Below are 25,755 nucleotides of genomic sequence, written 5' to 3'. Positions count from 1 at the left end.
CTGTGTGTATTTTAAAATGAATTGAACTGAGATCAACTCTCAGTCCTACTTACATGTGTAATTAAGAACAAAAGGAGAAAATTTTATGGCTAAAGATATCGGTATCGATCTAGGCACGGCAAATGTATTGATCAATGTCAAAGGTAAGGGCATTGTGCTAAATGAGCCTTCAGTTGTAGCTGTCGATACGCAAACTGGCCGAGTCCTAGCAGTGGGTTCGGAAGCCTACAAGATGGTCGGCAGAACACCAAGCAATATTCGTGCGATCCGCCCATTAAAAGATGGGGTCATTGCAGACTTTGACATGACAGAACAGATGTTATCGTATTTCATCAAGAAGTTAAATGTTAAAGGTGTGATGTCTAAGCCGGCCATTCTGATCTGCTGCCCAACTAATACGACTGACATTGAGCGTAAAGCGATCCGCCAAGCGGCTGAAAAGTCTGGCGGTGGTGATGTTTATTTGGAAGAAGAACCTAAAGTAGCGGCTGTCGGTGCTGGGCTTGACATCTTCCAACCTTATGGCAATATGATCATTGATATCGGTGGTGGGACTAGTGATATTGCGGTCCTTTCCTTAGGTGATATCGTGATCAGTCGTTCTTTACGCAGTGCTGGTGATAAGTTGAATGCAAACATTGCTAATTACGTTCGTCAAGAATACAGTTTGATGATCGGTGAACATACGGCTGAAAAGATCAAGATCGAGATCGGCAGTGTGATCAAGGGACATCGCAACAAAGAAATGAATGTACGCGGCCGTGATGTTGTTAGCGGGTTACCAAAATCGATCCGCATCACCTCTGATGAAACGGTAGATGCAATGCGTGACACACTAGATGCCATGATCGCCGCTGCTAAAGAAGTGTTGAGTGAGACTCCACCTGAACTTGCATCTGATGTGATCGATCGTGGGATCGTGATCACTGGTGGGGGCGCCTTGCTTGATGGGCTTGAAACTTTATTTGCCGAAGAATTGACGGTCCCAGTAATGATCGCCGACACACCACTTGATGATGTGGCAGTCGGGTCAGGTCAATTGCTCGAACAGATCGAAAAACTAAAAAAGAGTAAATGATGAAGTTTTTTAGCAAGTTACTTATCTTACCGGTTAAGTTTTACCAAAAGGGGATCTCCCCCTTATTGCCACCGAGTTGTCGTTATTATCCGACCTGCTCAACTTATATGATCCAGGCGATCGAAAAACACGGCGCTTTATTGGGCTTGCTGATGGGATGTGCCCGTATTTTACGGTGTAATCCTTTCGTTAGAGGTGGCTATGATCCGGTTGGCGATCATTTTAGTTTACGTAGAAATAAAAATCCGAAAAAGTGAATTAACATAGGGGGATATACCTTGTCGAAAAAAGAACGTAATATTCAGATCATTGAAAATGAAAAGATGGTGAATGGTAATTTAGTCTTAGAATTGACGATCCAAGATGAAGTGATCGGTAGTGTCAAACAAGACGGAATGCGCTATATTGCCGTTTTATCCAATGGCGAAGAATTAAAGCTCAACTCAAGAAATGAAGCTGTTGACTATCTCTTGCGTGATTACCACTTACACCGCGGATAAGTTAATAAAAAAATAAGTTTGCCGACTGAGCCTTTCTTCAGTCGGCAAATTGTATATAATTAGTAAGAATCAAATAAAAGGAGTGACTTTTAATGGCGCGACAACAGTTCTTACGCCGTGATGAAGACGATGATGCTCGTATCGATTGGGGCATTATCTTTTCGGTCCTCGTGTTAGCTGTGATCGGGATGATCTCGCTTTATGTTGCCTTGACCCATGATATGAGTACGACTAGTGTGACACGTACGATGATCACACAAGCGATGTGGTACGTTTTAGGGATCGGTGCAGTGATCTTTATTATGCAGTTTGATGCTGAGCAGCTATGGAAGATCGCACCACTAGCCTATGGGATCGGGATCTTTTTACTGATCTTAGTGTTGTTTTTTTATAGTCGAAGAATGGCCTATTTGAATGGGGCTAAGAGTTGGTTTGCGATCGGTTCGTTATCATTTCAACCTTCCGAAGTGATGAAGCCTGCCTTTATTTTGATGATGGGGCGGGTCATTTCGCAACATAACAGTGAGTATCCTGAACACACGACGCGTTCGGATTGGTTATTGTTAGGTAAACTCTTTGCTTGGACGATCCCCGTGGCAGTTTTATTGAAGCTACAAAATGACTTTGGGACGATGCTCGTGTTCTTTGCGATCTTAGGAGGGATGATCTTAGTTTCAGGTATCACCTGGAAGATCATTGCACCGGTCGCGGGAGCCGTGACTGTTCTAGGTAGTTTGGCGATCTTTTTAGTTGTTTATGATAGGACTTTACTTGAAAAGATCGGATTTCAGGCCTATCAGTTCAAACGGATCGATTCATGGCTCGACCCTTCTGGGAGCACTAGTGGTAGTAGTTATCAACTCTGGCAAAGTATGAAAGCGATCGGTTCAGGGCAGCTATTAGGTAAAGGTTTCAATGTTTCCAATGTTTACGTGCCGGTACGTCAATCAGATATGATCTTTTCGGTCATTGGAGAAAACTTTGGCTTTATCGGTTGTTGTTTATTGATCTTTATCTACTTATTGTTGATCTTTCAAATGATCCAGGTGACTTTTGATACGAAAAATGAGTTTTATGCTTATATTTCGACTGGGGTCATCATGATGATCTTGTTCCACGTTTTTGAAAATATCGGGATGAATATCGGGCTCTTACCTTTGACAGGTATTCCGTTACCATTTGTCAGTCAGGGGGGCTCAGCGCTGATCGGAAACATGATCGGGATCGGTTTTGTGATGTCGATGCGTTATCACAATAAGAGTTATATGTTTAGTAATGGGACAGATTTTAGATAGGGTGAGTGTAAATGAAAAAATTTTATTGTTATGCACGTTGTAGTACCTGTAAAAAAGCCGAAAAATGGCTCTTGGAAAACCAAGTTCAATTTGACAAGCAAGATCTAGTAGCAGATCCGCCGACTAAAGAAGAGCTCCTAGCGATCTTTGCCAAAAGTGATCGACCATTGCGCTATTTCTTTAATACCAGTGGTCAAGACTATCGCAAGTTGAACTTAAAAGAAAAAGTTCCCACGATGACAAAAGACGAGGCAGCAAAAATGATGTCGGAAAATGGTAAACTCATCAAACGTCCATTGATGGTCGATGAAAATACCGTAACCTGTGGCTTTAAGCCTGAAGTTTATCAAGAAACTTGGCTTTAGTTGCCTAAAATACATAAAAGGCTAAAAATCATGTTAAAATACTGATTTTTAGCCTTTTATATTATCGTTGTTTGGCAAATTTTTTAGCTTCACCGACAAGATGGATGAAGAGCTTTAACGAATTTTCGTGGTCTTGGTAAAGGGTCTCAGGATGCCACTGAACACCTAAGAAATTAAAGTTTTTACCGACTGCTGCTTCCACGATCCCATCTGAGCTGTAAGCTACCGGGATCAATTCAGAAGAGATATCTTTTAACGCTTGATGGTGAAATGAATTGACGCGTGCTGAAGTGCCAAAGAAGTCTTGGATCAAATTGTCTTCTTTGACTTCGATCGAATGGGTCAGTGCTTGCCAAGGAGCCGTTTGATATTGGTTGTGTTTGACGGCTAGCTTATCATAGTCACTTAAGTCTTGGTAAAGACTGCCACCTAAAAAGACATTAGCAAGTTGGAGTCCGCGACAGATACCTAAAGTCGGAAGATCGCGTTCATAAGCTTGGCGTAAAAATTCGATCTCAAAAGCATCAAGGGTCGAATCGATCGCTCCTAATTTTAAGCTTGGCTCTTCATCGTAAAAATAAGGATCGATATCTTTACCGCCGGGAAGTAAAAGACCGTCGATCCGATCGATCAAAGCACTGATGCTCTCAAGCGAGCTTTTAGGGGGGATGATCACAGGTATCCCACCGGCTTTTTTTACGGCATCTAAGTAGCCTTGCCCGATATATGAGATAGGTAAGTTTGCGTGTTCGGGAATCAGAGCGCCGTTGAAATTTCCGATAATGCCAATGATTGGTTGCACGTTTATGCCTTCTTTCGTAATTATATTTTGAACAAGGTTTTCCAATTGAAAGTAATTCTCAATTAGACTACAATGAAGATAGTATATCTATTTAGTTTAGCGGAGGAATGAAAAATGTCAACTCTTGAAGTAAAAAATCTCCACGTTTCGATCGAGGGAAAAGCGATCTTGAAAGGTCTTGATCTCAAGATGCAGACGGGTGAGATCCATGCGATCATGGGCCCAAATGGAACTGGGAAGTCGACTTTATCAGAAGCGATCATGGGCAACCCTGCTTACACGATCACTGAAGGCGAGATCTTATTAGACGGTGAAAATATTTTAGATTGGGCGGTCGATGAACGCGCGCGCGCAGGGCTATTTTTAGCGATGCAATATCCAGCTGAGATCCCAGGGGTCACGAATGCTGAATTTATCCGCAGTGCGATCAATGCTCGTCTACCTAAAGATGAACCGATCTCGATCAGAAAATATCTAAAAGATCTTGAAGAAACGATGGCCTTTTTAGATATGCCATTTTCGATGGCAGAACGTTACCTCAATGAAGGTTTCTCCGGTGGGGAAAAGAAACGCAATGAGATCTTGCAACTGATGATGATCAAACCTAAATTTGCGATCTTAGATGAGATCGATTCTGGTTTGGATATTGATGCCTTAAAGGTCGTTTCTAAAGGGGTAAATGAGATGCGCAGTCCAGACTTTGGTTCATTGATCATCACACACTACCAACGACTTTTGAACTATATCGTGCCTGATGTCGTGCATGTTATGATGGATGGCCGGATCGTAACGACTGGTGGCCCTGATCTAGCTAAGCGTTTGGAAGCTGAAGGGTATGCTGGCCTCCGTGACGAATTAGGGCTTGATATCAAGCTAGCAGAAGACAAAGCTTAGGTGGTGGCAAAAATGAGTGCATTAACAACACAAGCCCAGGCACTAGTAGAGTTTGGTAAGCAAACTAACGAGCCGAACTGGTTTACCCAAAAAAGGACCCAAGCTTTAGAAAAAGCTCAAGAACTTGAGATGCCACGCTTTGAAAAGATCAAATACAAACGTTGGCCGATCGAAGTGACTAAGGCAGTGCAAGTGATCCAAAATAAACTTCCGGAAGCTAAGGCAGCTGAGATCACGATCAACAATAATGTTGTTGTTGAATTCGGGCAAACGACTGCTAAATTAGAGCTTGATCCAAAGTTAAAAGCTCAAGGTGTGATCGTTTGTGACTGGCAAACTGCTTTAAAAGAACATCCAGAATTCATCGAAGAGTACTTCATGGAAGCGATCAAAGATGACGAAAATCGCTTGAATATGCAACATGCTGCTAATGTTACCAGTGGGTTGTTGATCTACGTACCTAAAAATGTCGTAGTAGAAGAACCTTTGACGTCGTATTTCATTCAAGATGCCACGACAAAACAAGACTTTGTACACCATGTTTTATTGATCGCTGATGTCAACAGTGAGGTTTCATATTTGGAGAATTTGCAGACTTGTGGTGAACAAAAGACGACTGCTAGTGTGATCGTGGAAGTCTTTGCCAAGGCGGGCAGCCATGTGAAGTTTGCCAGTGTTGATCGCTTGGGTAAGAATACAACTGCTTATCTCAATCGGCGGGGACATTTGGAGCAAGATGCTAAGATCGACTGGTCGATGGGAATGATGAATGACGGTAATATCGTGGGGGACTTTGACTCTGATCTGATCGGTGATGGTTCTCATGCTGAAACCAAAGTCGTTGCGATCTCGACGGGCAAACAGGTTCAAGGGATCGATACTCGCGTGACTAATTACGGGAAACATTCGATCGGGCATATTCTTCAACATGGAGTTATTTTATCCCGGTCATCGCTGGTCTTTAACGGGATCGGTCACATCATTCATGGTGCTAAAGGAGCCGATGCGCAACAGGAAAGTCGGGTCTTGATGCTTTCGACTAAAGCACGAGGTGATGCTAACCCGATCTTATTGATCGATGATAATGCTGTTACTGCCGGCCACGCAGCCAGTGTTGGGCGGGTCGATCAAGACCAGTTGTATTATTTGATGAGTCGGGGCTTGTCAAAAGAGATCGCTGAGCGTTTAGTGATCCGTGGGTTCTTGGGGCCTGTTTTGACGGCCATTCCAAGCCGGAAAGTCCAAACAGAGCTTTCCGACATGATCGAAAGGAAGCTTATCGATGGACAAGATGAAAAATGAGATCTTGGCTGATTTTAAGATCTTAGATCAAACAGTCAACGGCGAGCCGTTAGTCTATTTGGATAATGCGGCTACGACTCAAAAACCACAAGCTGTGATAAAAAGTTTAGTGGACTATTATGAACATGACAATGCTAACGTCCACCGCGGCGTGCATACTTTGGCCCAACGAGCAACGAATGCCTATGAAGCTACACGCCAAAAGGTCAAAAAGTTGATCAACGCTGATAGTGAACGTGAAGTTGTCTACACTAAAGGTACAACAGAAAGTCTCAATTGGATCGCGCGGGGCTATGCCCAAAAATTCCTGCAGCCGGGAGACGAGATCGTTTTATCCTATGCAGAACACCATTCCAATATTGTTCCCTGGCAACAAGTCTGCGAAAAAACAGGGGCAAAGCTAGTCTATTTAGATCTAAATGCGGATGGTCAAGTTGACTTAAAAAAAGCCGAGCACCTGATCACTGAAAAGACCAAGATCGTATCGCTAGCTCAAGTGTCAAATGTCTTAGGCGCTGTCAATCCGATCAAAGAACTTGCTCAATTAGCGCATCAAAATGGCGCTATCATGGTCGTGGATGGGGCGCAATCAGTTCCGCATATGCCAGTAGACGTCAAAGAATTAGATATTGACTTTTTAGCTTTTTCCGGACATAAGATGCTAGGTCCAACGGGAACTGGGATCTTGTGGGGCAAGCTAGAATTGTTGAACCAGATGGCGCCCCTTGATTTTGGGGGTGAGATGATCGATTTTGTCGAATTAGAGCATTCAACTTTTAAAGAAGTTCCGTGGAAATTTGAAGGTGGGACCCAAAATATTGCGGGAGTGATCGCTTTGGGCAAAGCGATCGACTATCTAAAAGCAATTGGGTTAGCCAATATTGCACAGCATGAGACCGAGTTGATGGAATATGTCTTGCCTAAACTACAAGCGATCGATGGCTTTGAATTGTATGGTTCAGCTGATCCAGCTAAACATGCAGGGATCATTTCATTTAACCTTGCAGGACTTCATCCCCATGATACAGCAACAGCGCTTGATATGGAGGGCGTTGCGATCCGGGCTGGTCATCATTGTGCCCAACCGTTGATGAAAAAATTACAGATCGCAGCTTCAGCCCGGGCTAGTTTTTATCTGTATAACACTAAAGAAGATGCCGATAAATTAGTGGAGGCATTGATCAAAACAAGGGAGTTCTTTCGATGAGTTTATCCAGTTTAGATAATTTATACCGTCAAATGATCTTAGAACATGCTGATCGTCCCCATCATCATGGTAATCTTCCTGCAGCCGATAAGCAGATCGAATTGTGCAATCCGACTTGTGGGGATGTATTAGAGCTAGAAGTCAAACTAGATGATGAAGGTAAGATCGCTGATATTGCCTTTAATGGAACTGGCTGTACGATCTCACAGGCTTCAGCTTCAATGATGACCGATGAAGTGATCGGCAAGACGCCAGCGCAAGTCGGTGAGATGGTCGAGGCATTTTCAGAGATGATCACTAAAAATGAAGATAAGGATTATGAGGACTTATTAGGCGATGCTGTCGTCTTAGAAGGGGTCGCTCAATTTCCAGCCCGGATCAAGTGTGCAACTTTAGCCTGGAAAGCGATCTACCAAGCATTAGAGAAGGAGGGTAAAGCCCATGAGTGAAAATACAATGCCTGAATTGGGTGGCGAATACAAATATGGTTTTAAAGATGATATTGAACCACTTTTTACAACAGGGGAAGGCTTGACCGAAGATATCGTTCGTCAGATCTCAGCTGCTAAAAATGAGCCAGAATGGATGTTAGATTTTCGGTTAAAAGCCTATGAATTATACCGCAAGTTACCAATGCCTGATTTTGGCCCTGACTTGTCACCTCTTGACTTTGAACATATCAATTACTTTAGACGTGATTCTGATCGCGTGGCTCGTGATTGGGATGATGTGCCCGAAGAGATCAAAAAGACGTTTGATCGTCTTGGAGTTCCTGAAGCAGAACGTAAATATTTAGCAGGGTCTTCGGCACAGTACGAATCCGAAGTGGTCTATCACAATATGCGCAAGGATTTTGATAACTTGGGGATCGTCTTTATGGATACTGATTCAGCGGTCCAAGAATATCCCGAATTAGTCAAGAAATACTTTGGAAAATTGATCCCGCCAGCTGATAACAAGATGGCAGCTTTGAATTCAGCTGTTTGGTCAGGTGGGACATTTATTTATGTGCCAAAGGGTGTTAAAGTCTCAGTGCCGATCCAAAGTTATTTCCGGATCAACGCGGGTAATTCAGGGCAGTTTGAACGAACTTTGATCATTGTTGATGAAGGCGCAAGTATCAATTATGTGGAAGGCTGTACTGCGCCAAACTATTCTGAAGATAGCTTGCACGCAGCGGTCGTTGAGGTAAATGTCTTAAAAGATGCTTATTGTCGTTATACTACGATCCAAAATTGGTCCGATAATGTTTATAGTTTAGAGACTAAGCGGGCGCGAGCTTTGGAGAATGCAACGATGGAATGGGTCGATGGTAACTTAGGTTCAAAAGTTACCATGAAATACCCAAGTGTCTACTTAGATGGTCGTGGTGCGCGTGGGACGATGTTATCGATCGCTTTTGCGGGGAAAGATATTGACTCTGATACTGGAGCACGGATGATCCATAATGCTAAAAATACTTCGTCTTCGATCGTTTCGAAGTCACTTTGTAAAGATGGGGGGCGGGTCGATTACCGCGGACAAGTCCGCTTTGGCCGCCACTCAGATGGTTCATTTGCCCATATCGAATGTGATACGATCATCATGGATGATAAATCAGCCAGCGATACGATCCCATTTAATGAGATCTTGAACGGTAATGTTTCAATGGAACATGAAGCCAAAGTATCCAAGATCTCTGAAGAACAGCTCTACTACTTGATGAGTCGTGGGATCTCTGAAGAAAAAGCGACTGAAATGATCATTATGGGCTTTGTTGAGCCATTCACCAAAGAATTACCAATGGAATATGCGGTTGAATTGAACCGCTTGATCGAATATCAAATGGAAGACTCAGTGGGTTAGAGGAAAACACATCTTGGCGTTTAGCTGGGATGTGTTTTTTATATGGCATGATCAACTATAACTGTGCTATGGTATAAATAATATTTCTTGGGAAATACTAGAGGTGAGAAAAATAATAGTAGATGAGATCATGGAAAAGCTAGATACTAGTTTAGCGATAAATGCAAGTATGGAAGATGGTAAAAAGATAATGGATGCTGTTCAAGAAGAAATGGATGCAGTCGCTTGTTTTCAAATTGATGATGGGTTATATGAACAGCTAACGGTCAATACCTATTTAAAAATGTTTGCTAAATTATCAGCTACTTCAACTAAAAATTTGGGTGAAATTGAGAAAAAATATAGTGTGTCAGAGATTAGAAAGAAAAAAATAAAGCAACTTAATAATACTCAAAAGCGACTAGTAAGTTTAGCTAGAATGGATCTTCAAGCTAAAGAGATCTGTTTATTAAGTGAACCATTTCAAGGGCTAGATAAAGCAGGGCTTAATACTTGTTTAACAGGGGTGAAGAATTTAGCTCATAAAACAAAAATTATAGTTTTTTCGGCTTATTTGGATGAATTGCATAATCTAAATATACCAGTATATAGTTACGAGAGTGAAACTCAAAAATTACGGCTTGTAACAAAGAATGAACTTAAACTACTGATCAAAATAGATGGCAAGACGATATGTTTAGCATCGGATGAAATAGAGTATATTGAAAGTATCGCAGGTAAGGTACAGATAGTCGGGAAAGAGACATATAAAGGTAATTTAACGTTACGTGAATTAGAAAGTAAATTACCATATTTTTATCGTTGTCATCGTTCATATTTAGTAAATCTTGCTAGAATAAAAGCGTTAGTCACCTATGGGAAAAATAGCTATGGTGTAGTGTTGAAAAATAGAACAGAAATCCCAGTATCACGAACTAAAGTAAGAGAACTAAAAGAATTGTTGAAGGGTACAATTTAGGATGCTTTTGCTACATTTCAGCTAGAATCTATCAAAAAGCTGATTTTTTTGGTTATACTTTAAGCATCAATAATTTGGATGTGATCAAATGGATGTAGTACAAGTATCTGAGCTATGTAAGAAATATAAAAACAAATATCGAACTAAGATAGCTTTAGATAATATATCTTTTAGTGTAAAAAAAGGGGAGATATTAGGCATAATTGGGCCATCGGGTGTTGGGAAAACAACGCTTTTAAAGATATTAACGGGACAATTATTGCCTGACAGTGGACAGTTTGACATTTTAGGAGGGAAAATATCTCAAAAAACATATGAAAATTTAGGAATAATGATGAGCGATGGGTTGTATGAGACATTGAGCATTAAGTATAATTTGCAGCTATTTGCCGAGATTTTTAATATAAATAGTAAGAGAGTTGATCAATTGCTAAAAATAACTGACCTATATGAGTTACGGAATAAAAAAGTAACTAAACTTTCAAGTGGAGAAAAACAGCGCCTTTTATTGTGTAGAACACTATTACATCAGCCACAGCTACTATTATTAGACGAACCAACGAGTAGGTTAGATCCAAAAAATACCGTAGCTATTCATGAGTTACTAAGTAAATTGAAGCGGGAGGGTAAAACGATCATTTTAACTACTCACGATATGCTGGAAGCTGAACAGATCTGTGATCGTGTTATCTTTTTACATCAAGGCAGAGTAATCGAGATCGGAAGGCCATACGAGTTAAAGCTGAAATATAATCCTAAAGTGAAATATGAGTTGATGCTAAAAAATGGAGAATTTTTGAAGTTTACAGAAACTAGGGGAGACTTACTTCAGATCTCAGCCTTATTGGAAAATAAAAAAGTAGCCACATTACACACCTGTGAACCTACTTTAAATGACATTTTTTTGAAGTTAGTGAAGGGCGGTAAAGATAAATGAGGCAAGTTTTAGCTTTGATGGACCTAAAAATAAGGTTAGTATTTGCAAATATCCCTGTCTGTATGACATTGTTAATGCCAGTGGGGCTAACATTGAGCGCTAGAATGATATCAGGTAGTGATTTTTCAGAAGCTGATGGCTTATTTTCACTAGGAATGTCATTAAGTTTGAGTATAGTAATGGGAGCAGTATTGTTAGGAAGTTCTATGTTAGCTGAAGAAAAGGAAAAACACACTTTGAGGGTTTTGATGACTAGTGGGATTTCAGGAAAACAATATATCATAGGAAGTCTAGTTCCTTATACTTTGATCGTTGAGGGGATCAATTTAGTCTTACTTCCAATTTGTAATGTACGACTTTCTCTAATAAATTTCGTGTATTTTATTGGGATAACGCTTGTTACAACAGCGATCACGATGTTGTTAGGTTTTACGATCGGTATCATTTCTAAAAATACGACCGAAGCAAGTGCGTATGTGACGCCATTATTTTTGCTTCTAGGGATGTTTCCGATATTTGGATCGTTGAATGAATTTGTAAAAATGTTTACTGACTGGGTCTATATGGGAATCTTAGTTGATTACGTAAAAGATATTTATGATTATCATTTAGGTTTGCGCGATATTTTTGTGTTACTAGCCTGGTTTGGAGTAGACATCTGGGTGTTCATCAAAGCGTATCAAAAAAATGGATTAGATGAATAACTGATATATTTTGAAAGGGTCTGCAATGTTGTCAAAGGCATTAATGATCATATTTAAAGAGCTGGTGAGAAACGATTACTCATCAGTTCTTTTTTATTATAGAAGTTGTATTATTTCAATGGAAGTACTGGAGAATATCGAGCTAGCTATTATTTTTGGCTAAAGTTTTCCAATGATCTAAATAGATCGAGAAATATTTTACTGAATTCTTCTGATTTTTCTGTAGGTAAATTTTGAAGCTTCAAAAAGAGAAGTTCGGTATATGGAGTCGAATTGTCAGAGAATTGTGGCTTATCGTTAGTGAGTAATGTTGCAAGGTTTACCTCAAGTGCACTTGCAATATCAGAGAGCTTTTGGATGCTGATATTTTTTGCTGAACCATTTTCTAGTAAAGAGATATATTTAACTGATAACCCGCTACTTTCAGCCACTTGTTCCTGTGTTAGTCCTTGTTTTTTTCGATAAAATTTTATTGTTTGACCGATATCAATACGCTTGGCACTCATTTTAAATACTCTCCTATTATGTTTACTTTTAATAATAGAAAAATATTTCCTAGATTATAACTCAAAATATTTCTGTATTTTACGGAAATATAGTTCTTGATTATAATGATAAAAAGAAATATAATTCTTGTATTGACCAAATTAGAAGCTGTAAGAAGGTGGATACATGTCTAAGAGAAATTACGGTATCGATCTATTAAGGATAGTATCGATGTATATGATCGTTTTAAATCATGTCTTACTTAAAGGCGGTGTGATAGAACAAGCGACTAAGATCGGGATCGGTACTTTAAATTATGATCTAAGTTGGATATTAGATATTATTTGTTATGCAGCTGTAAACTGTTATGCATTGATATCTGGCTATGTTGGGATCAAAGCTAAGTTCAAGACCGTAAATATTATTAAGTTGTGGTTGCAGGTATTATTCTATTCTGTCGTGTTAAATATTGTGGTAGCAGGAGTGGTACCTAGAGCTGAGTTGAGTAAGAGCGAGATGATCCAAATGTTTTTTCCAGTATCTTATCAGAGGTATTGGTATTTTTCTGCTTATTTTGTACTATTTTTCTTTATGCCATTTTTAAATTACCTGTTGAAGAATTTAGATAAGAATATGTTGCAAAAATTGATCTTAGGATCGATCGTGTTTTTTTCGATCGGGGAGACGTTTATTTTTAGGGTCAAAGAATTTTTAGCACTCCAAAGTGGATATAGTTTTTTATGGTTGATGGTTTTGTACTTGATAGGGGGCTATATTAAGCTGTACGATTGGAATTTATGGAAACATGATCGACTGATTTTTATAGAAATGGTAGTACTATCATTTGTCGTTTTACTACTGCTTGGTGGCGAAGAAGGACATGGACGACTACTGATCAATTATCCAGCCCCGACGATGCTATTTATGGCGATCGCACTATTAAACTATTTTAAAGACTTAAGGCTTCAGCCATCTCAGATCAAATGGATAAAGGTATTTGCTCCGTTGACTTTTGGAGTATACCTGATCCATTTACAACCGATGGTGGCTGTATATATTCTCCAAGGAAGGTTAGCGACGCTTGCGTTTGAATCGCCTTGGTTATTAGTTGTTGATGTCATTTTTGTGAGCTTTATGATCTATTTATGTTGTTCAGTGATCGAATGGGGCAGACAAAAGCTATTTTATTTGATGGAAGTAGAGACCTTAGCAGAAAAATTAAATAACATCTTGTTAAAGCTTATATACGCTAGCAAAAAATTATGAGAGGGAGTGTTGTTGTATGAAAACATGGGGTAAAAAAATAAGTGTTTATATCTTTTTTATGTTTTTAAGTGTTTTTTTTGTCTTTTTTCTATATAAAACAAGACAGTTAGGGATCGACTCTGATGGAAGTTTTCATTTTTCTAGAGTCGAGGAAATATATCAAAATTTAAAAGCAGGTGAGTTGTTCACCTTTATTGCAACGCATACATTCCACAATAGTGGTGTTGGTTCATTTTTATTTTATCCAACAGTTTTTTTGTATCCTTGGGCGTGCTTACGATTTTTCCTTGATCCGATAACATCATTTTATGTGTGGTATGGTCTTTTTATGTTTTTAACGCTTAGTATTGCATACTATTCGATGTATGGCTTTTCACGAAGCAAGCTTAGAGCACTCATGTTTGCTCTGTTTTATACAATAGCGATCTACCACCTATATTTGGGTGTTAGAAATTATGTTTTAGGTGAATTTATTGCATATACATTTGTCCCACTGGCATTATATGGATTTTATGAAGTGATCTGGGGGGATCATAAAAAGTGGCCATTATTAGGAATAGGTGTTGCACTATTACTATATAGCCATTTGATAAGTGTCGTGATCACAGTAATACTTATGTTCGTATTATTTACTAGTAAATTGGTCGTTGATATCAAATTTCCTAAAGTCAGATGGATGGCGCTCTTTAAAAGTATCGGTTTAGCATTAATATTATCGCTTTGGATCATTTATCCATTTTTTACAGACTTTATGCATACAAAATTGGGAACACCTAGTTTTGGTTTTGCTTTTTTGTATAGTATGCAAGACCTCTGGGCAGCTTCTTTGGAGAATCATGCTACTAATCGAGGTGTTGGAATAATATTTTTAATGGCAGCGCTCAGTGGTTGGTATTTTGTAAGAAATAAGAAACAAGAATTTTGGATCTATATTCTAGGGTTGATATTTATAGCTTTATCGACTAATTTATTCCCATATACAGAGTTAGCCCGAATAGATGGTTTATTTTTCTTAGGGATGATCCAATTTCCATATCGTTTTTTGACCTATGCGTCTTTATTTATGGCAACTACCTTATCTTTGATATTTGAACGAGTATTTAATAAATTTCAAGCACATAAAAAAATGTTGTTCTTTTGTGTGCTAGGTGTAATGATGTGTCTTTATATTCAAACACTAACACCAGTATTAGACAGGATCTATGATGCCACGCCAGAAGCGCGACTAAAAAAGGGAAATATTACAGATCCAGTGCCTGCAGGGGCTATTTTGGATAAAGATAATTACTATGATATGTATACTTATCGAGTACTTTATGGCGAGACAGACTATTACCCGAAAGCTTCGTTTGATGGAAATGTAACGACACCTGATTCAAATGTGCAAAAGAAGATATTAGATAGATCTCAAAGTATTATGTTGCATAAAGCAAAAATAGCGAATAAAGATATTACTATAGATCCAAGCGTAGCACCTAACGAACTTGTTTACCAAGTAAAACTTCAAAGGTCAGCACTAGTTGATCTACCCGTTGTGAATTATCCTAGTGAAAAAGTATATGTTAATGGCAAAGAATTCCCATACTCTGTAAGTGATCGCGGAACAGTCCAAGTAAAACTTGCTCAAGGGAAAAATCGCGTGGTAGTTCGATATGTAATGAAACAAACATATTATATTTTATGTGGTATTGCGGTAATAACATGGGTAGTTATCGGTATTACTACACTTCTAAAAAATATCAAAAAAGTAGAAACGAATAGAGGGAGTAGAAATTAAGTCGTAAAAAATTTAATAAGAAGCGCTAAGTTCTAGTAAGATAAGGCAGAACTTAGCGCTTTTTTAGTCTGATAAACTTTAAAGCTTTGTAGCACACAATCTTTTTAATTGGTATTATACTGAAGTCGAATTTATATGAGTGCCAAACCAAGGAGAAGGTGATATTATGCAATCAAAACCAGTAATAACGATCTCAGAGCTAACAAAAAACTATGAGGGATTTCATTTGCATATTGATGAGCTAAACATCGATGCTGGAAGTTTTGTGGGCTTGATCGGAGAAAATGGCGCAGGAAAATCGACATTGTTGCAACTTTTGTTGAATCAAATAAGAAGTGACACAGGCAGTATAAGAATTTTGGGGTCAAGTTATCAAAAAAATGAACAACAGATCAAGCTAAAACTAGGGGTAGTTTTAGAAAAAAACTTTTTCCCGCTTTCTTTTTCAGCAAGTCAGATCAAAAAGATGATGAGAGATATCTATCCTAGTTGGGATGAAGCACTATTTTTGACTTTACTACAAAACTTTGCTTTACCGCCCACTAAAAAACTAAAGGAATTTTCGCGTGGGATGACAGTCAAATTGAATTTTGCAGTTGCCTTAGCGCACCATCCCCAAATACTTTTTGCAGATGAGGCTACTAGTGGTCTTGATCCGATCGTTAGAAGAGAGATCTTGGCCCTGTTAGAGTCTTATGTACAAAAGCAAAAAATGACTGTTGTCTTATCTTCCCATATCTTAAGTGATCTGGAGCAAGTGGCTAGTCATTTTGTGTTTATTCACAATGGTGAGATCTTACTCCAAGAAAACAGAGCTGACCTACTTAAACGCTTTATCGTGACCACTAAAAAGCATAAGCAGTGTTATCAGCTCAAACAAGCAGAGACGACAAAATATTTAGTAGAAGTCACGGGTAAAAAAACGACGGATACTCGTTATGCTACGTTAGAAGAAATTTTACTATTTTTAGTAAAAGGGGTGAAGATCGATGAAGGGACTACTATATAAAGATTTTCAACTTATTTTGAATAAATTTAGCTATATGCAGCGTGTTTTTCTTTTGCTAGTAGCAATTTTAATGATACTTTTTTTAAAAGAAGCTGGAACTTTATTTTTAGCAATGATCTTACCCTTAGCTCTAGCAGCGTTACCGACAAGTTTATTAGTGGCTGACCATGAGAGTGGGTGGGAACGATTCGTTGGAGTTTTTCCGATCGCAAAAGAAAAAATAGTGCTAGCTCGTTACTTATTTTGTTTCATGTTGACGGCTTTAGTGGGTGGGGGAGTTTTTTCTTTGTGCTTAGTGGCACATGCTATTTTTGGACAATACAGTTTAGAGCTTCATCTGATCATTATTGGAGTTGGTTTGCTGTTTGGCATGCTGTATATCGTGATCTTGTTGCCTTTTATTTATGCTTTTGGAACTTTTGGCAATACAATCGTAAATATAATTTTTTTGGCACTGATCATGGGTGGTGTTTATGCGTTGCAAAAAACAAGTTTTGGTGTAACTTTTACTGTCTGGCTTGCAAAAACTAATAATGTTTTGTTGATAATGGGCGCAGTGCTGGTGCTTCTCATAGGTACACTTATCTCATTAAAAATCGCCACGATCATTTATGGACGAACATTTATTGATTAGGAAGGAAGGTCATCATGAAAAAGAAACTTTATCATCAACTAGCACTTGTATTAGCGGTCCTCTCAGTTATTTTGGCACTAGGGCTACTCATCTGGGGTGAAAGAGGAACGGTTTTTATCGCAATTATCCCAGTCTTGTTGGCAGGCATACTAGAGAAAATGAGTAAGTGCTAATACACAAATGACATAAAAAGTATATAGGACTATAATTTATAGCTTCCAGAGAGACTGAATTTCTGGAAGCTATTTTTTGGTCGAGAAATCTCCGTCATAAAATAATTATCTACGTCATTTTAGGGTGAAATGACGTAGATAAATTGAAAATGACATAGATAATTTGAATCGTTTTTTATTTTTATCTACGTCATTTAGTGGTAGAATGACGTAGATAAATCAAAAATGACGTAGAAAGGGGAATTGGAATGAGAGTTTATGATTATAAAAATGAGCCAAAAAAATATTTGACTCCAGAAATTGTTATGCTGATAAATAAGCTATACGAGCACAAAGGAAAACAGGAACTATTTATCGAAGCTAATGCTGATGATTTAGAGATACTTTTGGAAGTTGCCAAGATCCAAAGTACAGGTGCTTCAAATCGAATTGAAGGGATATTTACAACTGATGCGAGACTAGAAGAGATCGTGAAAGAAAAAGTCAAACCTAAAAATCGTTCAGAGCAAGAGATCGCAGGTTATCGTGAAGTATTGCAAACGATCCATGAAAACTATGAATATATTGAACCGACGAAAAATATTATTTTACAGCTTCATCGAGATCTATATTCTTTTGCTGGGGATGGTGGTCACTTCAAAACGAATGATAATCAAATAATGGAGATAGATGCAACTGGAGAAAGAAAAATTCGCTTTAAACCGGTCTTGGCTTTTGAGACACCTCGTGCGATCGAAAATTTGAGTGAAAACTTTCTTCAGGCGATCAGGGAGCCCCAGATCTCCGCACTGATACTTATTCCGATGTTTATTTTAGATTTTCTGAGTATTCATCCGTTCAATGATGGTAATGGACGGATGAGTCGTTTGTTGACACTATTACTTTACTATCGAGCAGATTTTATTGTTGGAAAATACGTGAGTTTAGAAATGCTGATCGAAAAAAGTAAGGAAACTTATTATGAGGCGTTACATGATAGTTCGATCGATTGGCATACTAACAAAAATGATTATGGTCCGTTCATAAAGTACTATCTAGGGATCTTATTGAAGGCCTATTCGGAATTTGAAGATCGTGTAGAACACTTATGCTATCGACATTTGAGTAAACCCGAGCGTATTGAAGCGATAGTTGAACGGTCGGTTGGTAAGATAACTAAAAAAGATATTTTACTTCAGGCGCCTGATATCAGTAAGACTACGGTTGAGAGGACGTTGTTGGAACTGCGCAAAAAAGGAAAGGTCACAAAGATCGGTCGCGGGCGGGCAACAGCCTATATAAAATCTACGTCATTTTAGGGTGAAACGACATAGATAAATCAAAAATGACGTAGAAAAAGCTGGTGAATACCCATCAGCTTTTTTGTAATGTTAGTCACAGCTATCTTTACCGAACAAAATAAAGTTTCTGTGAGAAAATTTTAGGGAAACTTATATAAAAGTATTTGGTTCAAATTGCGTATCTTATAAGTGTAGGACAAAAAACCCCACTCAGTCTACAGACTAAGTAGGGGAAAAACTAGCTTTGACTAGGTTTTTTATGTGCGATCACGACAAGTAAAGTCAGTGCGATCACGACTTCAATGATGATATAAACTAACCGTAAGGCGATCTTTGTTCCGCCGAGCCAAATATCAAAGACCACAGAGAAGACAACAAGTGCGATCATTAGATACCACTGTGAGCGATCAAAAGCAGTCCCGTATTTGAGTTCACGTCGTCTGATCGAAGGTAACAAAGCACCAAGTCCGATCAAAACGACGATCGAGACGATATTGATGACTAGTTCGTACCACCATGTATGACTAAATTGTTCCACGTCTTGTGGAGCGACCCCAAGTAGGGTAGCCAATGCCGTAACGAGTAACAATAAAAGTCCAGCCAAATAGGCTAATTTATCATTTTTGATAAAGACATATTTGGAGGGATATTTGCTAGAATTTTTGCGGATCCGCATGAAAGCATAGAAGATCCAACAAGTTACCCCAGGAGAGATGATCCCGTTTAAGTTCAAAAGCCAGTTGAAGACATCGTTCATCTCAGGTAAAAATACCCCTAAAAACATAATGAAGGCACATAAAGTACAGGTCAAAATGTAACCGTTGATCGGAAGGCCATCTTTAGTCGTTTTACGTAAGAATTCAGGCATGTATTTATCACCGGTATCTGAGATCAACATCCGTGTCATCGCATCTAATAAAACTGCTAGTAAAGCACACATATAGACGACCGAAGTCCAAGCGTAGACATACATGAAGATATCACCGAGCCCAAATTGTTCGCCCAAAGCTCTAAAAGCATAGTAAGAGCCATTCATCTTAAGGTCATTTGGTAAGTGATAAGCATTAAAGTAGATACCCAAAGCAAAAGAGACAAAGATCGTTAGAAAGGCTGTCATAACAGCTAAGGCGATCATCGCTTTAGGGAATTCACGCTGTGGTTTACGCATTTGGGTCACATATGGTGCGATCAATTCGCTCCCGTTAACAGCGTAGATCAACATCCCGACAGTTGTCCAATATTTCAGATCAAAATTAGGAATGATCGTATGTACATTCATCGGTTGTGTTGCCATGTGACCACCATTTTTAGCTAAGCCAACAAAGGCTAAAACAACAAAGAGGATCGTCATGACAAACATCATACCGCCACCGATGACGCTTAGAAATTCCATGGAGTTAGCTAAGCGCCGTTGAATAATGATAAAGATAATGAAAATAATAAAAGTCCAAAGAGTAAATTCTGCATTTGACATGGTGTCTTGGAATTTGCCTGAACCAGTAAATGCCCAACCAAAGCCAACAACGACTGAGTTAGCTGAGTCAACGACATATGGTACTGAAGCAGCCCAATAAGTCCAAGCCGTAAAATAACCAAGAAATTCACCATTAGTTCCGCGGATCCAAGAGCTAAGCCCGCCACCTTCTTTATTGAAGACCGAACCGAGTTGCCCGACCATTAGAGAATAGGGAATAACATACAAAAAAAGCATCAAGATCCAAGATGTGATAACTGTCATACCTTGATTTTTAAAGTTATACATAATATCATCAAAGCCGATGACGGTCACAAAAGCCATCAATGTCAAGATCGGCCAACTGATATATTTTCCGTGTGTCTGTGTATTGTCCATGAAAATAAACCTTCCTTTTTAGATAAAATAATCATACTCACAAAGGATATCTTAATCAAAGATAAGTTGCAAGACTGAATCTGATATAGGCTGTAAATAGTCTTTGGTAGATCGTGGACGTACCAAAAATGAATAAGTATAATAATAGTAAATGAGAAAAGGGATGCGAGATTAATGTTGATCGATTTTTTAAATGAATACTATCAAGCTGATCTAGAAACGATCCATGATGTAGCGGGAAACATGCATTTGACAGGTCACAGTGAGCGGTTTGTTTGTGATCTATTCGTTAAGATCTTCAAGGATAAAGCCAAGTTTTATGCAGAGCAACATGTAAATCAAGTCTATTGTCCAGATATTTATCTTGATAATGTGATCTATGAGGATAATTATGTTATCGTTTTGAAAGATCGCGTGATGAATGACGTTGAAAAAGAAGATCTAACGCCAGCTAAGGCTTACCAATTTGGTGAGAAATTAGCTTTATTTCATGCTAGCTTAACAGGAGAAGTGACCGTGCCTAATGATAAACGTGCGCTATCACAACGTTTGGAAGAACAAGTGGCTAAATTTACTGGCACAGCATACGAAACTGAAGTAAATGAGGTCTTTTCACGCTTAGAAGAAGACCTTGCTCCAGCTGACACAGACTATGAGCTATTACCCAAAGTCGTCTTGCACGGTGATTTTAGTATCCGTAACTTGATGCTTTATGGTGAGCATGAAGTTTTGCTCGATTTTGAACGGGCGCATATGGGAGTAGCTTACGAGGATCTGATAAAGTTTTTCTTCAATGAAGTAAACGAGCTTGATCTACGCAATGAATTTATCGCAGGCTATCGTAGCCAAAAAGAACTTGAGATCCCTAATTATAGTTTGCAACGTTGCCTTTTGTTCTTATGTGCTTTAGATATTTTGGAATTTCATTTGACTCATGAGAAGCAAAAATTTGGTCAAATGGCCCATGAAATGTTTGAAACCATCAAACAGGGGACCGCTGTTCTTGAATTGTGAGCATATTTTACGCACTGAGTTATTTTTTGCTTAAATACATGACAAGAAAAGGTTTTTCGTGGTATCATTTTCTTAGTTATTGGAGACAAAAAGACCGCTGTTAAGGCTGATTTGTGGACAATAAAAAGCCGTATAATAATATTATATATAAGAGGATGGATATACCATTATGGCAGATAAAAAATTGCACATTGCATTGCTTTTTGGCGGAAACTCGTCTGAACACGATGTTTCAAAGCGTTCCGCACACACAGTTTACGACGCATTAGATAAGGACAAATATGAAGTTTCAGTCTTCATGTTCACTAAGGACGGTTTCTTACTTGGTAACGAAGATTCAATGAAGATCTTTAATGGTGCTGTGGAAGATGAAGTGGTTGCCGAAGCGATCAAAGATGTTGATTTTTCCAACCCATTAGCTAACTTACAAAACCTTTCAGAAGTTAAAGATGTTGATCTTTTCTACCCAGTTATTCACGGTAACATGGGCGAAGACGGTACTGTTCAAGGCTTGTTCCGTTTACTGAACAAACCTTATATCGGTAGTGGGATCGCTTCTTCAGGTGTTTCCTTTGATAAGGATCTAACAAAGCAACTCTTGACTTTACATGGGATCCGCAATACTAAATATGTGGTGGTCACACCTGAAACACGCGCTGATCATCCATATGAAAAATGTGCTGCCAAATTAGGTGAAACATTATTCATCAAACCAGCACGCCAAGGTTCTTCCGTTGGGATCCACAAAGTTGCTAACAAAGAAGAATTTGAAGCAGCTTTAGATGATGCTTTCCGTTATGACTACAAGGTCTTGATCGAAGAAACGATCAATAGCCCACGTGAAGTTGAATGTTCCGTATTGGGTAACCGTGAAGCTAAAGCATCTAAATTAGGTGCAGTTGTAGTTCCTGAAGGCGATGACTTCTACGATTACAACAACAAATTTGTGGATGCTTCCGGCGTGGTCTTTGAGATCCCAGTTGAATTACCAGAAGATCTAACAAAAGAGATCCAACAAATGTCCTTAGATGCTTTCCGCGTATTAGACAACCGTGGTATGGCTCGGATGGACTTCTTAGTTGATGAAAACAATGTTCCTTACTTTGGTGAAGTTAACACCTTGCCAGGTTTCACAAACATTTCATTGTATCCACAACTTTGGGCTGTTTCTGGTATCAACTACAAGGCCTTGATCGATGAATTGATCCGTTTAGCGATCGCTGAATTTGATGACAATGCTAAGTTACACTATGACTTCCAAGAATTAGGTTCTGAAAAACTTGGTACAGGTCTTTTAACAGACGAAGACAAGAAATAATCATTATATTTGACAAGGGGGATGCGGTTTTGCCGTATCCTTTTTTGGTAGGGGGGAGAAATTTTGAAAAAATTGGATCAAAACTTAGTGATCCTAGGTTGTATTATTGTATTTTTGAACAGTTTGATGTTGCGCTGGCCGCTCTTTAGTCTTTTGAGTCTGATACTCTTACCACTTTTAGCGCCGACTTTGACAAAACAAACCGACAAGAACTACTTTGCCAAATTATTTTATATCGTTATTTTGGTATTTTTATGGTTGCCATTTAGTGCGCTAAGTTTTAGTTTGGAGCGCTTGAATCAAGTAGCCCTTTCGCTTTCGCTCAGTGCTTGGATCTTTACTTACCGCCAGCTCATATTGGGGATCGGATCGATGCTTTTTTTAGTGCTTTATTATCTAGCTTTACGTTCATTTTTAGGGATCGTCCCGTACTTTACGACGTCGGCTTCATTTAAGGAAACACTCAAGCAAAGTTTTTCCAAAACTAAGCACCATATTTGGCATTATGCTAAATATATTATATTAGGCGGGATAAGTCTTTTACTCGTTGATCTATTAGGTCTATGGGCGACAACTTTAGTAACGACTCCAAGAATAGCTGTTCTTTATGCGGTCAGTTTTTGGACGTTAAAGCAAGTCTTAGTATTAAGCCTAGTCTTTTGGAGCGTAAAAAGCGAGTTGCCCAAGAGATTAGCTGTGGTTTTACCAGCTAAATGGAAAAAGTGGGGTGCAGGAGTTTTGGTGCTCTTAGCATTGGGGATCCAGGTGAATTTAGCACATAAGGCTTTAAATGTTGACCCGGGCACGTTACCACTCGTGATCTCACACCGCGGAGTCGATGGCAAAAATGGTGTCCAAAATACATTACCTGCACTAAATAAGACAAAACACGCTGCCAAACCAGCCTATGTTGAATTAGATATCCAAGAGACTGCTGATCGCCGCTTTGTAGTGAGCCATGATGAAGATCTCCGTAAATTAGCACATAAGAACTTAGTGATCGCTGATAATTCTTTGGAGCAACTGACCCAAGTCAAGCTTAAAGAAAATGGACATGTAGCTTATGTGGCCAGTTTTGACAGCTATCTGAAGCAAGCTCAAAAACTAAAGCAGCCACTTTTAGTAGAATTAAAGGTCAACCAAGGAACTGGGGAAAAATTTAGTGCGTATTTTTGTGAAGTATATGGGAGAAAGTTAACTAAAAAAGATGCTGTTCATTCGATGGATCTAAGTGCGATCAATGAATTAAAACAACGTATTCCTAAAATGCAGGCGGGTTATATTTTGCCATTTAATCTCTTTAGTTTAGCAGAAAATAAGGCTGATTTTTATTCCCTTGAATATAAGACAGCGACTAAAAACTTTATCAAAACAGCACATGCTAATGGCAAAAAGGTCTATCTTTGGACGGTCAACTCGCCCCAACAAGCTTTGATGGCTTGGGTCTTAGGGGCTGACGGTGTGATCACCGATGAGCCAAGTAAGGTCGAAAAAAGTTTAGCTGATCACAGTTCAAAAACATATTTGAAAGCCAATTTAAAATTATATCTAAAGGAGATGATCTAATGCCACGATGTGATTGGGCGGATAGCGATCCCAAAATGCAAGCTTATCATGATAAAGAGTGGGGCCACCCTGAGCATGATGAGCAGAAACTGTTTGAATTGATGAGTTTAGAACTGATGCAAGCTGGCTTGAGTTGGCAAACTGTTTTGAACAAGCGGCCAGCTTTGCGCGAAGTCTTTTATAATTTTGATATCCAAAAGGTCAGTCAGATGGATCAAACCGATGTCATACGCTTAATGCAAGATACACGCATTATTCGTAATCGTTTGAAAATAGAAGCGATCATCAATAATGCTAAAGTGGTCTATCAACTAAAACAAGCAGGCTTAAGCTTAGATGAATTATTGTGGCAGACAGTTGACTATAAGCCGTGTATCAACCACTTTACCAAACCAGAGCAAGTTCCCGCTAAGACGCAAACGTCACTTGAGTTAGCTAAAAAATTAAAAAAGCAGGGCTTTAAATTTTTAGGACCAACGATAGTTTATTCGCTGATGCAAGCAGCCGGGCTGGTCAATGATCATTTAGTCGGTTGCCAAGCATAAAGAAAAAAGCTTCGTTGTCCCATATTTTGGGATAACGAAGCTTAATTATTATTTTCTTTTGTCTTTTTTGTTAAGAGCAGGTTTGTTTTCTAAGTCTGTTCTAACTACTAAAACATCACAATCAGCTGTGCGAGTCACGTATTCAGTTACCGAACCGATCAAGAGACGTTCAACAGCATTCAAACCAGTTGCCCCGATCATGATGAGATCGATATTTTTTTCTTCAGGAAGATCCTTAGCAATAACTGCCTTTGGAGCACCATACTCTACTGAATAAGAAATGTTCTTAAGACCTTGTTCTTTAGCTTGATTTGCGTAACCGTCCATTGTCTTCTTCGCGGTTTCAGTCACTTGTTCGACCATTGCCGTATCGAAACTGGAGATGTTTTGGAATGCACGGGTATCAACTACATGGACCAAATATAAATTAGTATCATCACCGTTACGCTTAGCGACTGCAACAGCTTTCTTGAACGCTAATTCGGATTCATGCGAGCCATCGACCGGCACAAGAATGTTTTTATATCTTTGTAACATCAGGATCACCCTTTCTTCTTTATCAATTTTATTTTACTTTATTTGTTTGAAAAATGAAAGCAAGAACAACTATGGCATGCGTAAGTACGTTGGCATTAAGAGCGACATGATAAAGACTAAGATCGCATCTAAAATGAGCATTGTGATCTGAAAAATAAGGATGCCAAAGAAAGCAGCAATGATCGTTAAACCACCTAAGATCGTTAAGATATATGCCCATAATGTCATGGCTTTTTTTAAGGCAGGATCATCTTTTGGAGAAAAGACACCAAAGAGCGTTTTAGTGCGGTGGGTGAAGAGATAAAAGCCCATGTAAAGTAAGATCAAGCCCAAAATGATCGTTAGACCTAAAGTTAGCATTTCTTTCACGTGACAAAAATTCCTTTCTCTAAATAAAGCTAGCGGTCAAGA

General features: G+C 38.9%; 28 protein-coding genes. 23 read left to right on the top strand and 5 right to left on the bottom strand.

The features are described from left to right. Nucleotides 1–85: 85 nt before the first annotated feature. The 5 genes from mreB to CPS94_RS05145 all read left to right on the top strand — a co-directional run bounded on the left by mreB (nt 86) and on the right by CPS94_RS05145 (nt 3,238). The gene (gene mreB, locus CPS94_RS05165) at nt 86–1,078 is read left to right on the top strand and encodes a rod shape-determining protein (RefSeq protein ID WP_004049149.1); all 993 of its coding nucleotides are present in this window, start codon (nt 86–88) and stop codon (nt 1,076–1,078) included. Continuing rightward, complete coding sequence (yidD, locus tag CPS94_RS05160) at nt 1,078–1,335, top strand: membrane protein insertion efficiency factor YidD (protein ID WP_112194643.1); 258 nt, start codon at nt 1,078–1,080, stop codon at nt 1,333–1,335. Before mreB ends, yidD begins: the two co-directional genes overlap by 1 nt. 21 nt (nt 1,336–1,356) lie before the next feature. Further along, nucleotides 1,357–1,578 (top strand): DUF2969 domain-containing protein, encoded by a 222-nt coding sequence (locus CPS94_RS05155; RefSeq protein WP_056959772.1) that lies wholly within the window; start codon nt 1,357–1,359, stop codon nt 1,576–1,578. A gap of 92 nt (nt 1,579–1,670) precedes the next feature. After that, nucleotides 1,671–2,873, top strand: a complete 1,203-nt coding sequence (locus CPS94_RS05150) for an FtsW/RodA/SpoVE family cell cycle protein (protein WP_112194645.1) — start codon at nt 1,671–1,673, stop codon at nt 2,871–2,873. A gap of 11 nt (nt 2,874–2,884) precedes the next feature. Beyond that, entirely contained in the window at nt 2,885–3,238 is a 354-nt protein-coding gene (locus CPS94_RS05145) for an arsenate reductase family protein (protein WP_112194647.1), read from the top strand. A 61-nt stretch (nt 3,239–3,299) separates the two neighbouring features. On the opposite strand, the gene CPS94_RS05140 is transcribed toward CPS94_RS05145, so the two are convergent. Next, nucleotides 3,300–4,040 (bottom strand): gamma-glutamyl-gamma-aminobutyrate hydrolase family protein, encoded by a 741-nt coding sequence (locus tag CPS94_RS05140; protein ID WP_112194649.1) that lies wholly within the window; start codon nt 4,038–4,040, stop codon nt 3,300–3,302. 114 nt (nt 4,041–4,154) lie between these two features. Between CPS94_RS05140 and sufC the strand changes: the two genes are divergently transcribed. From sufC to CPS94_RS05100, 8 genes are all read left to right on the top strand, one after another. Then, on the top strand, nt 4,155–4,934 hold the full coding sequence (gene sufC / locus CPS94_RS05135) for a Fe-S cluster assembly ATPase SufC (RefSeq protein WP_112194651.1): 780 nt from the start codon (nt 4,155–4,157) through the stop codon (nt 4,932–4,934). Between the two features lie 12 nt (nt 4,935–4,946). Further along, nucleotides 4,947–6,236, top strand: a complete 1,290-nt coding sequence (sufD, locus tag CPS94_RS05130; RefSeq protein WP_112194653.1) for a Fe-S cluster assembly protein SufD — start codon at nt 4,947–4,949, stop codon at nt 6,234–6,236. After that, nucleotides 6,217–7,443, top strand: coding sequence for a cysteine desulfurase (locus CPS94_RS05125; RefSeq protein WP_112194655.1), 1,227 nt, complete (start codon nt 6,217–6,219; stop codon nt 7,441–7,443). The genes sufD and CPS94_RS05125 overlap by 20 nt, the downstream gene beginning before the upstream one ends. Further along, the gene (sufU, locus tag CPS94_RS05120; RefSeq protein WP_112194657.1) at nt 7,440–7,892 is read left to right on the top strand and encodes a Fe-S cluster assembly sulfur transfer protein SufU; all 453 of its coding nucleotides are present in this window, start codon (nt 7,440–7,442) and stop codon (nt 7,890–7,892) included. The genes CPS94_RS05125 and sufU overlap by 4 nt, the downstream gene beginning before the upstream one ends. Continuing rightward, a complete protein-coding gene (gene sufB, locus CPS94_RS05115; RefSeq protein WP_056959760.1) occupies nt 7,885–9,288 on the top strand; it encodes a Fe-S cluster assembly protein SufB in 1,404 nt (467 codons plus the stop codon). The genes sufU and sufB overlap by 8 nt, the downstream gene beginning before the upstream one ends. A gap of 130 nt (nt 9,289–9,418) precedes the next feature. Beyond that, complete coding sequence (locus CPS94_RS05110) at nt 9,419–10,246, top strand: response regulator transcription factor (RefSeq protein ID WP_112194659.1); 828 nt, start codon at nt 9,419–9,421, stop codon at nt 10,244–10,246. 88 nt (nt 10,247–10,334) lie between these two features. Beyond that, a complete protein-coding gene (locus CPS94_RS05105; RefSeq protein ID WP_112194661.1) occupies nt 10,335–11,183 on the top strand; it encodes an ABC transporter ATP-binding protein in 849 nt (282 codons plus the stop codon). A gap of 92 nt (nt 11,184–11,275) precedes the next feature. Beyond that, a complete protein-coding gene (locus CPS94_RS05100; protein ID WP_162626410.1) occupies nt 11,276–11,887 on the top strand; it encodes an ABC transporter permease in 612 nt (203 codons plus the stop codon). Nucleotides 11,888–12,036: 149 nt separating this feature from the next. Here the strand turns inward: CPS94_RS05100 and CPS94_RS05095 are convergent, their stop codons facing one another. Further along, on the bottom strand, nt 12,037–12,393 hold the full coding sequence (locus CPS94_RS05095; protein ID WP_112194665.1) for a helix-turn-helix domain-containing protein: 357 nt from the start codon (nt 12,391–12,393) through the stop codon (nt 12,037–12,039). A gap of 166 nt (nt 12,394–12,559) precedes the next feature. Here CPS94_RS05095 and CPS94_RS05090 point away from each other — a divergent pair, with 166 nt between their 5' ends. From CPS94_RS05090 to CPS94_RS05070, 6 genes are all read left to right on the top strand, one after another. Then, nucleotides 12,560–13,639, top strand: a complete 1,080-nt coding sequence (locus CPS94_RS05090; protein WP_112194667.1) for an acyltransferase — start codon at nt 12,560–12,562, stop codon at nt 13,637–13,639. 16 nt (nt 13,640–13,655) lie between these two features. Continuing rightward, nucleotides 13,656–15,416, top strand: coding sequence for a glycosyltransferase family protein (locus CPS94_RS05085; RefSeq protein ID WP_112194669.1), 1,761 nt, complete (start codon nt 13,656–13,658; stop codon nt 15,414–15,416). Between the two features lie 166 nt (nt 15,417–15,582). Continuing rightward, complete coding sequence (locus tag CPS94_RS05080) at nt 15,583–16,425, top strand: ABC transporter ATP-binding protein (protein ID WP_112194671.1); 843 nt, start codon at nt 15,583–15,585, stop codon at nt 16,423–16,425. Next, entirely contained in the window at nt 16,406–17,059 is a 654-nt protein-coding gene (locus CPS94_RS05075) for an ABC-2 transporter permease (RefSeq protein WP_112194673.1), read from the top strand. Before CPS94_RS05080 ends, CPS94_RS05075 begins: the two co-directional genes overlap by 20 nt. 14 nt (nt 17,060–17,073) lie before the next feature. Further along, entirely contained in the window at nt 17,074–17,232 is a 159-nt protein-coding gene (locus CPS94_RS11325) for a hypothetical protein (RefSeq protein ID WP_162626409.1), read from the top strand. Between the two features lie 248 nt (nt 17,233–17,480). Then, entirely contained in the window at nt 17,481–18,530 is a 1,050-nt protein-coding gene (locus tag CPS94_RS05070) for a Fic family protein (protein WP_112194675.1), read from the top strand. Between the two features lie 220 nt (nt 18,531–18,750). On the opposite strand, the gene CPS94_RS05065 is transcribed toward CPS94_RS05070, so the two are convergent. Further along, on the bottom strand, nt 18,751–20,364 hold the full coding sequence (locus CPS94_RS05065) for an APC family permease (RefSeq protein WP_112286392.1): 1,614 nt from the start codon (nt 20,362–20,364) through the stop codon (nt 18,751–18,753). Between the two features lie 174 nt (nt 20,365–20,538). On the opposite strand from CPS94_RS05065, the gene CPS94_RS05060 reads away from it, so the two are divergent. From CPS94_RS05060 to CPS94_RS05045, 4 genes are all read left to right on the top strand, one after another. Beyond that, entirely contained in the window at nt 20,539–21,378 is an 840-nt protein-coding gene (locus tag CPS94_RS05060) for a phosphotransferase (protein WP_112194679.1), read from the top strand. 169 nt (nt 21,379–21,547) lie between these two features. Then, complete coding sequence (locus CPS94_RS05055; RefSeq protein ID WP_112194681.1) at nt 21,548–22,696, top strand: D-alanine--D-alanine ligase family protein; 1,149 nt, start codon at nt 21,548–21,550, stop codon at nt 22,694–22,696. A 63-nt stretch (nt 22,697–22,759) separates the two neighbouring features. Continuing rightward, nucleotides 22,760–24,262 carry a glycerophosphodiester phosphodiesterase gene (locus CPS94_RS05050; protein ID WP_112194683.1) on the top strand — a complete coding sequence of 501 codons (1,503 nt, stop codon included), beginning with the start codon at nt 22,760–22,762 and terminating at the stop codon, nt 24,260–24,262. Continuing rightward, nucleotides 24,262–24,807 carry a DNA-3-methyladenine glycosylase I gene (locus CPS94_RS05045; RefSeq protein WP_112194685.1) on the top strand — a complete coding sequence of 182 codons (546 nt, stop codon included), beginning with the start codon at nt 24,262–24,264 and terminating at the stop codon, nt 24,805–24,807. Before CPS94_RS05050 ends, CPS94_RS05045 begins: the two co-directional genes overlap by 1 nt. A gap of 48 nt (nt 24,808–24,855) precedes the next feature. Here CPS94_RS05045 and CPS94_RS05040 read toward each other — a convergent pair whose 3' ends face one another. Together CPS94_RS05040 and CPS94_RS05035 are read right to left on the bottom strand one after the other, a co-directional pair. Next, nucleotides 24,856–25,344 (bottom strand): universal stress protein, encoded by a 489-nt coding sequence (locus CPS94_RS05040; protein ID WP_089135232.1) that lies wholly within the window; start codon nt 25,342–25,344, stop codon nt 24,856–24,858. A 69-nt stretch (nt 25,345–25,413) separates the two neighbouring features. Next, a complete protein-coding gene (locus CPS94_RS05035) occupies nt 25,414–25,704 on the bottom strand; it encodes a hypothetical protein (RefSeq protein ID WP_153551187.1) in 291 nt (96 codons plus the stop codon). Nucleotides 25,705–25,755: the final 51 nt, after the last annotated feature.

This window comes from Ligilactobacillus murinus (genome assembly GCF_003288115.1).
Taxonomy (GTDB): Bacteria; Bacillota; Bacilli; order Lactobacillales; family Lactobacillaceae; genus Ligilactobacillus; species Ligilactobacillus murinus.
This window is presented reverse-complemented; position numbering and strand designations above follow the sequence as displayed.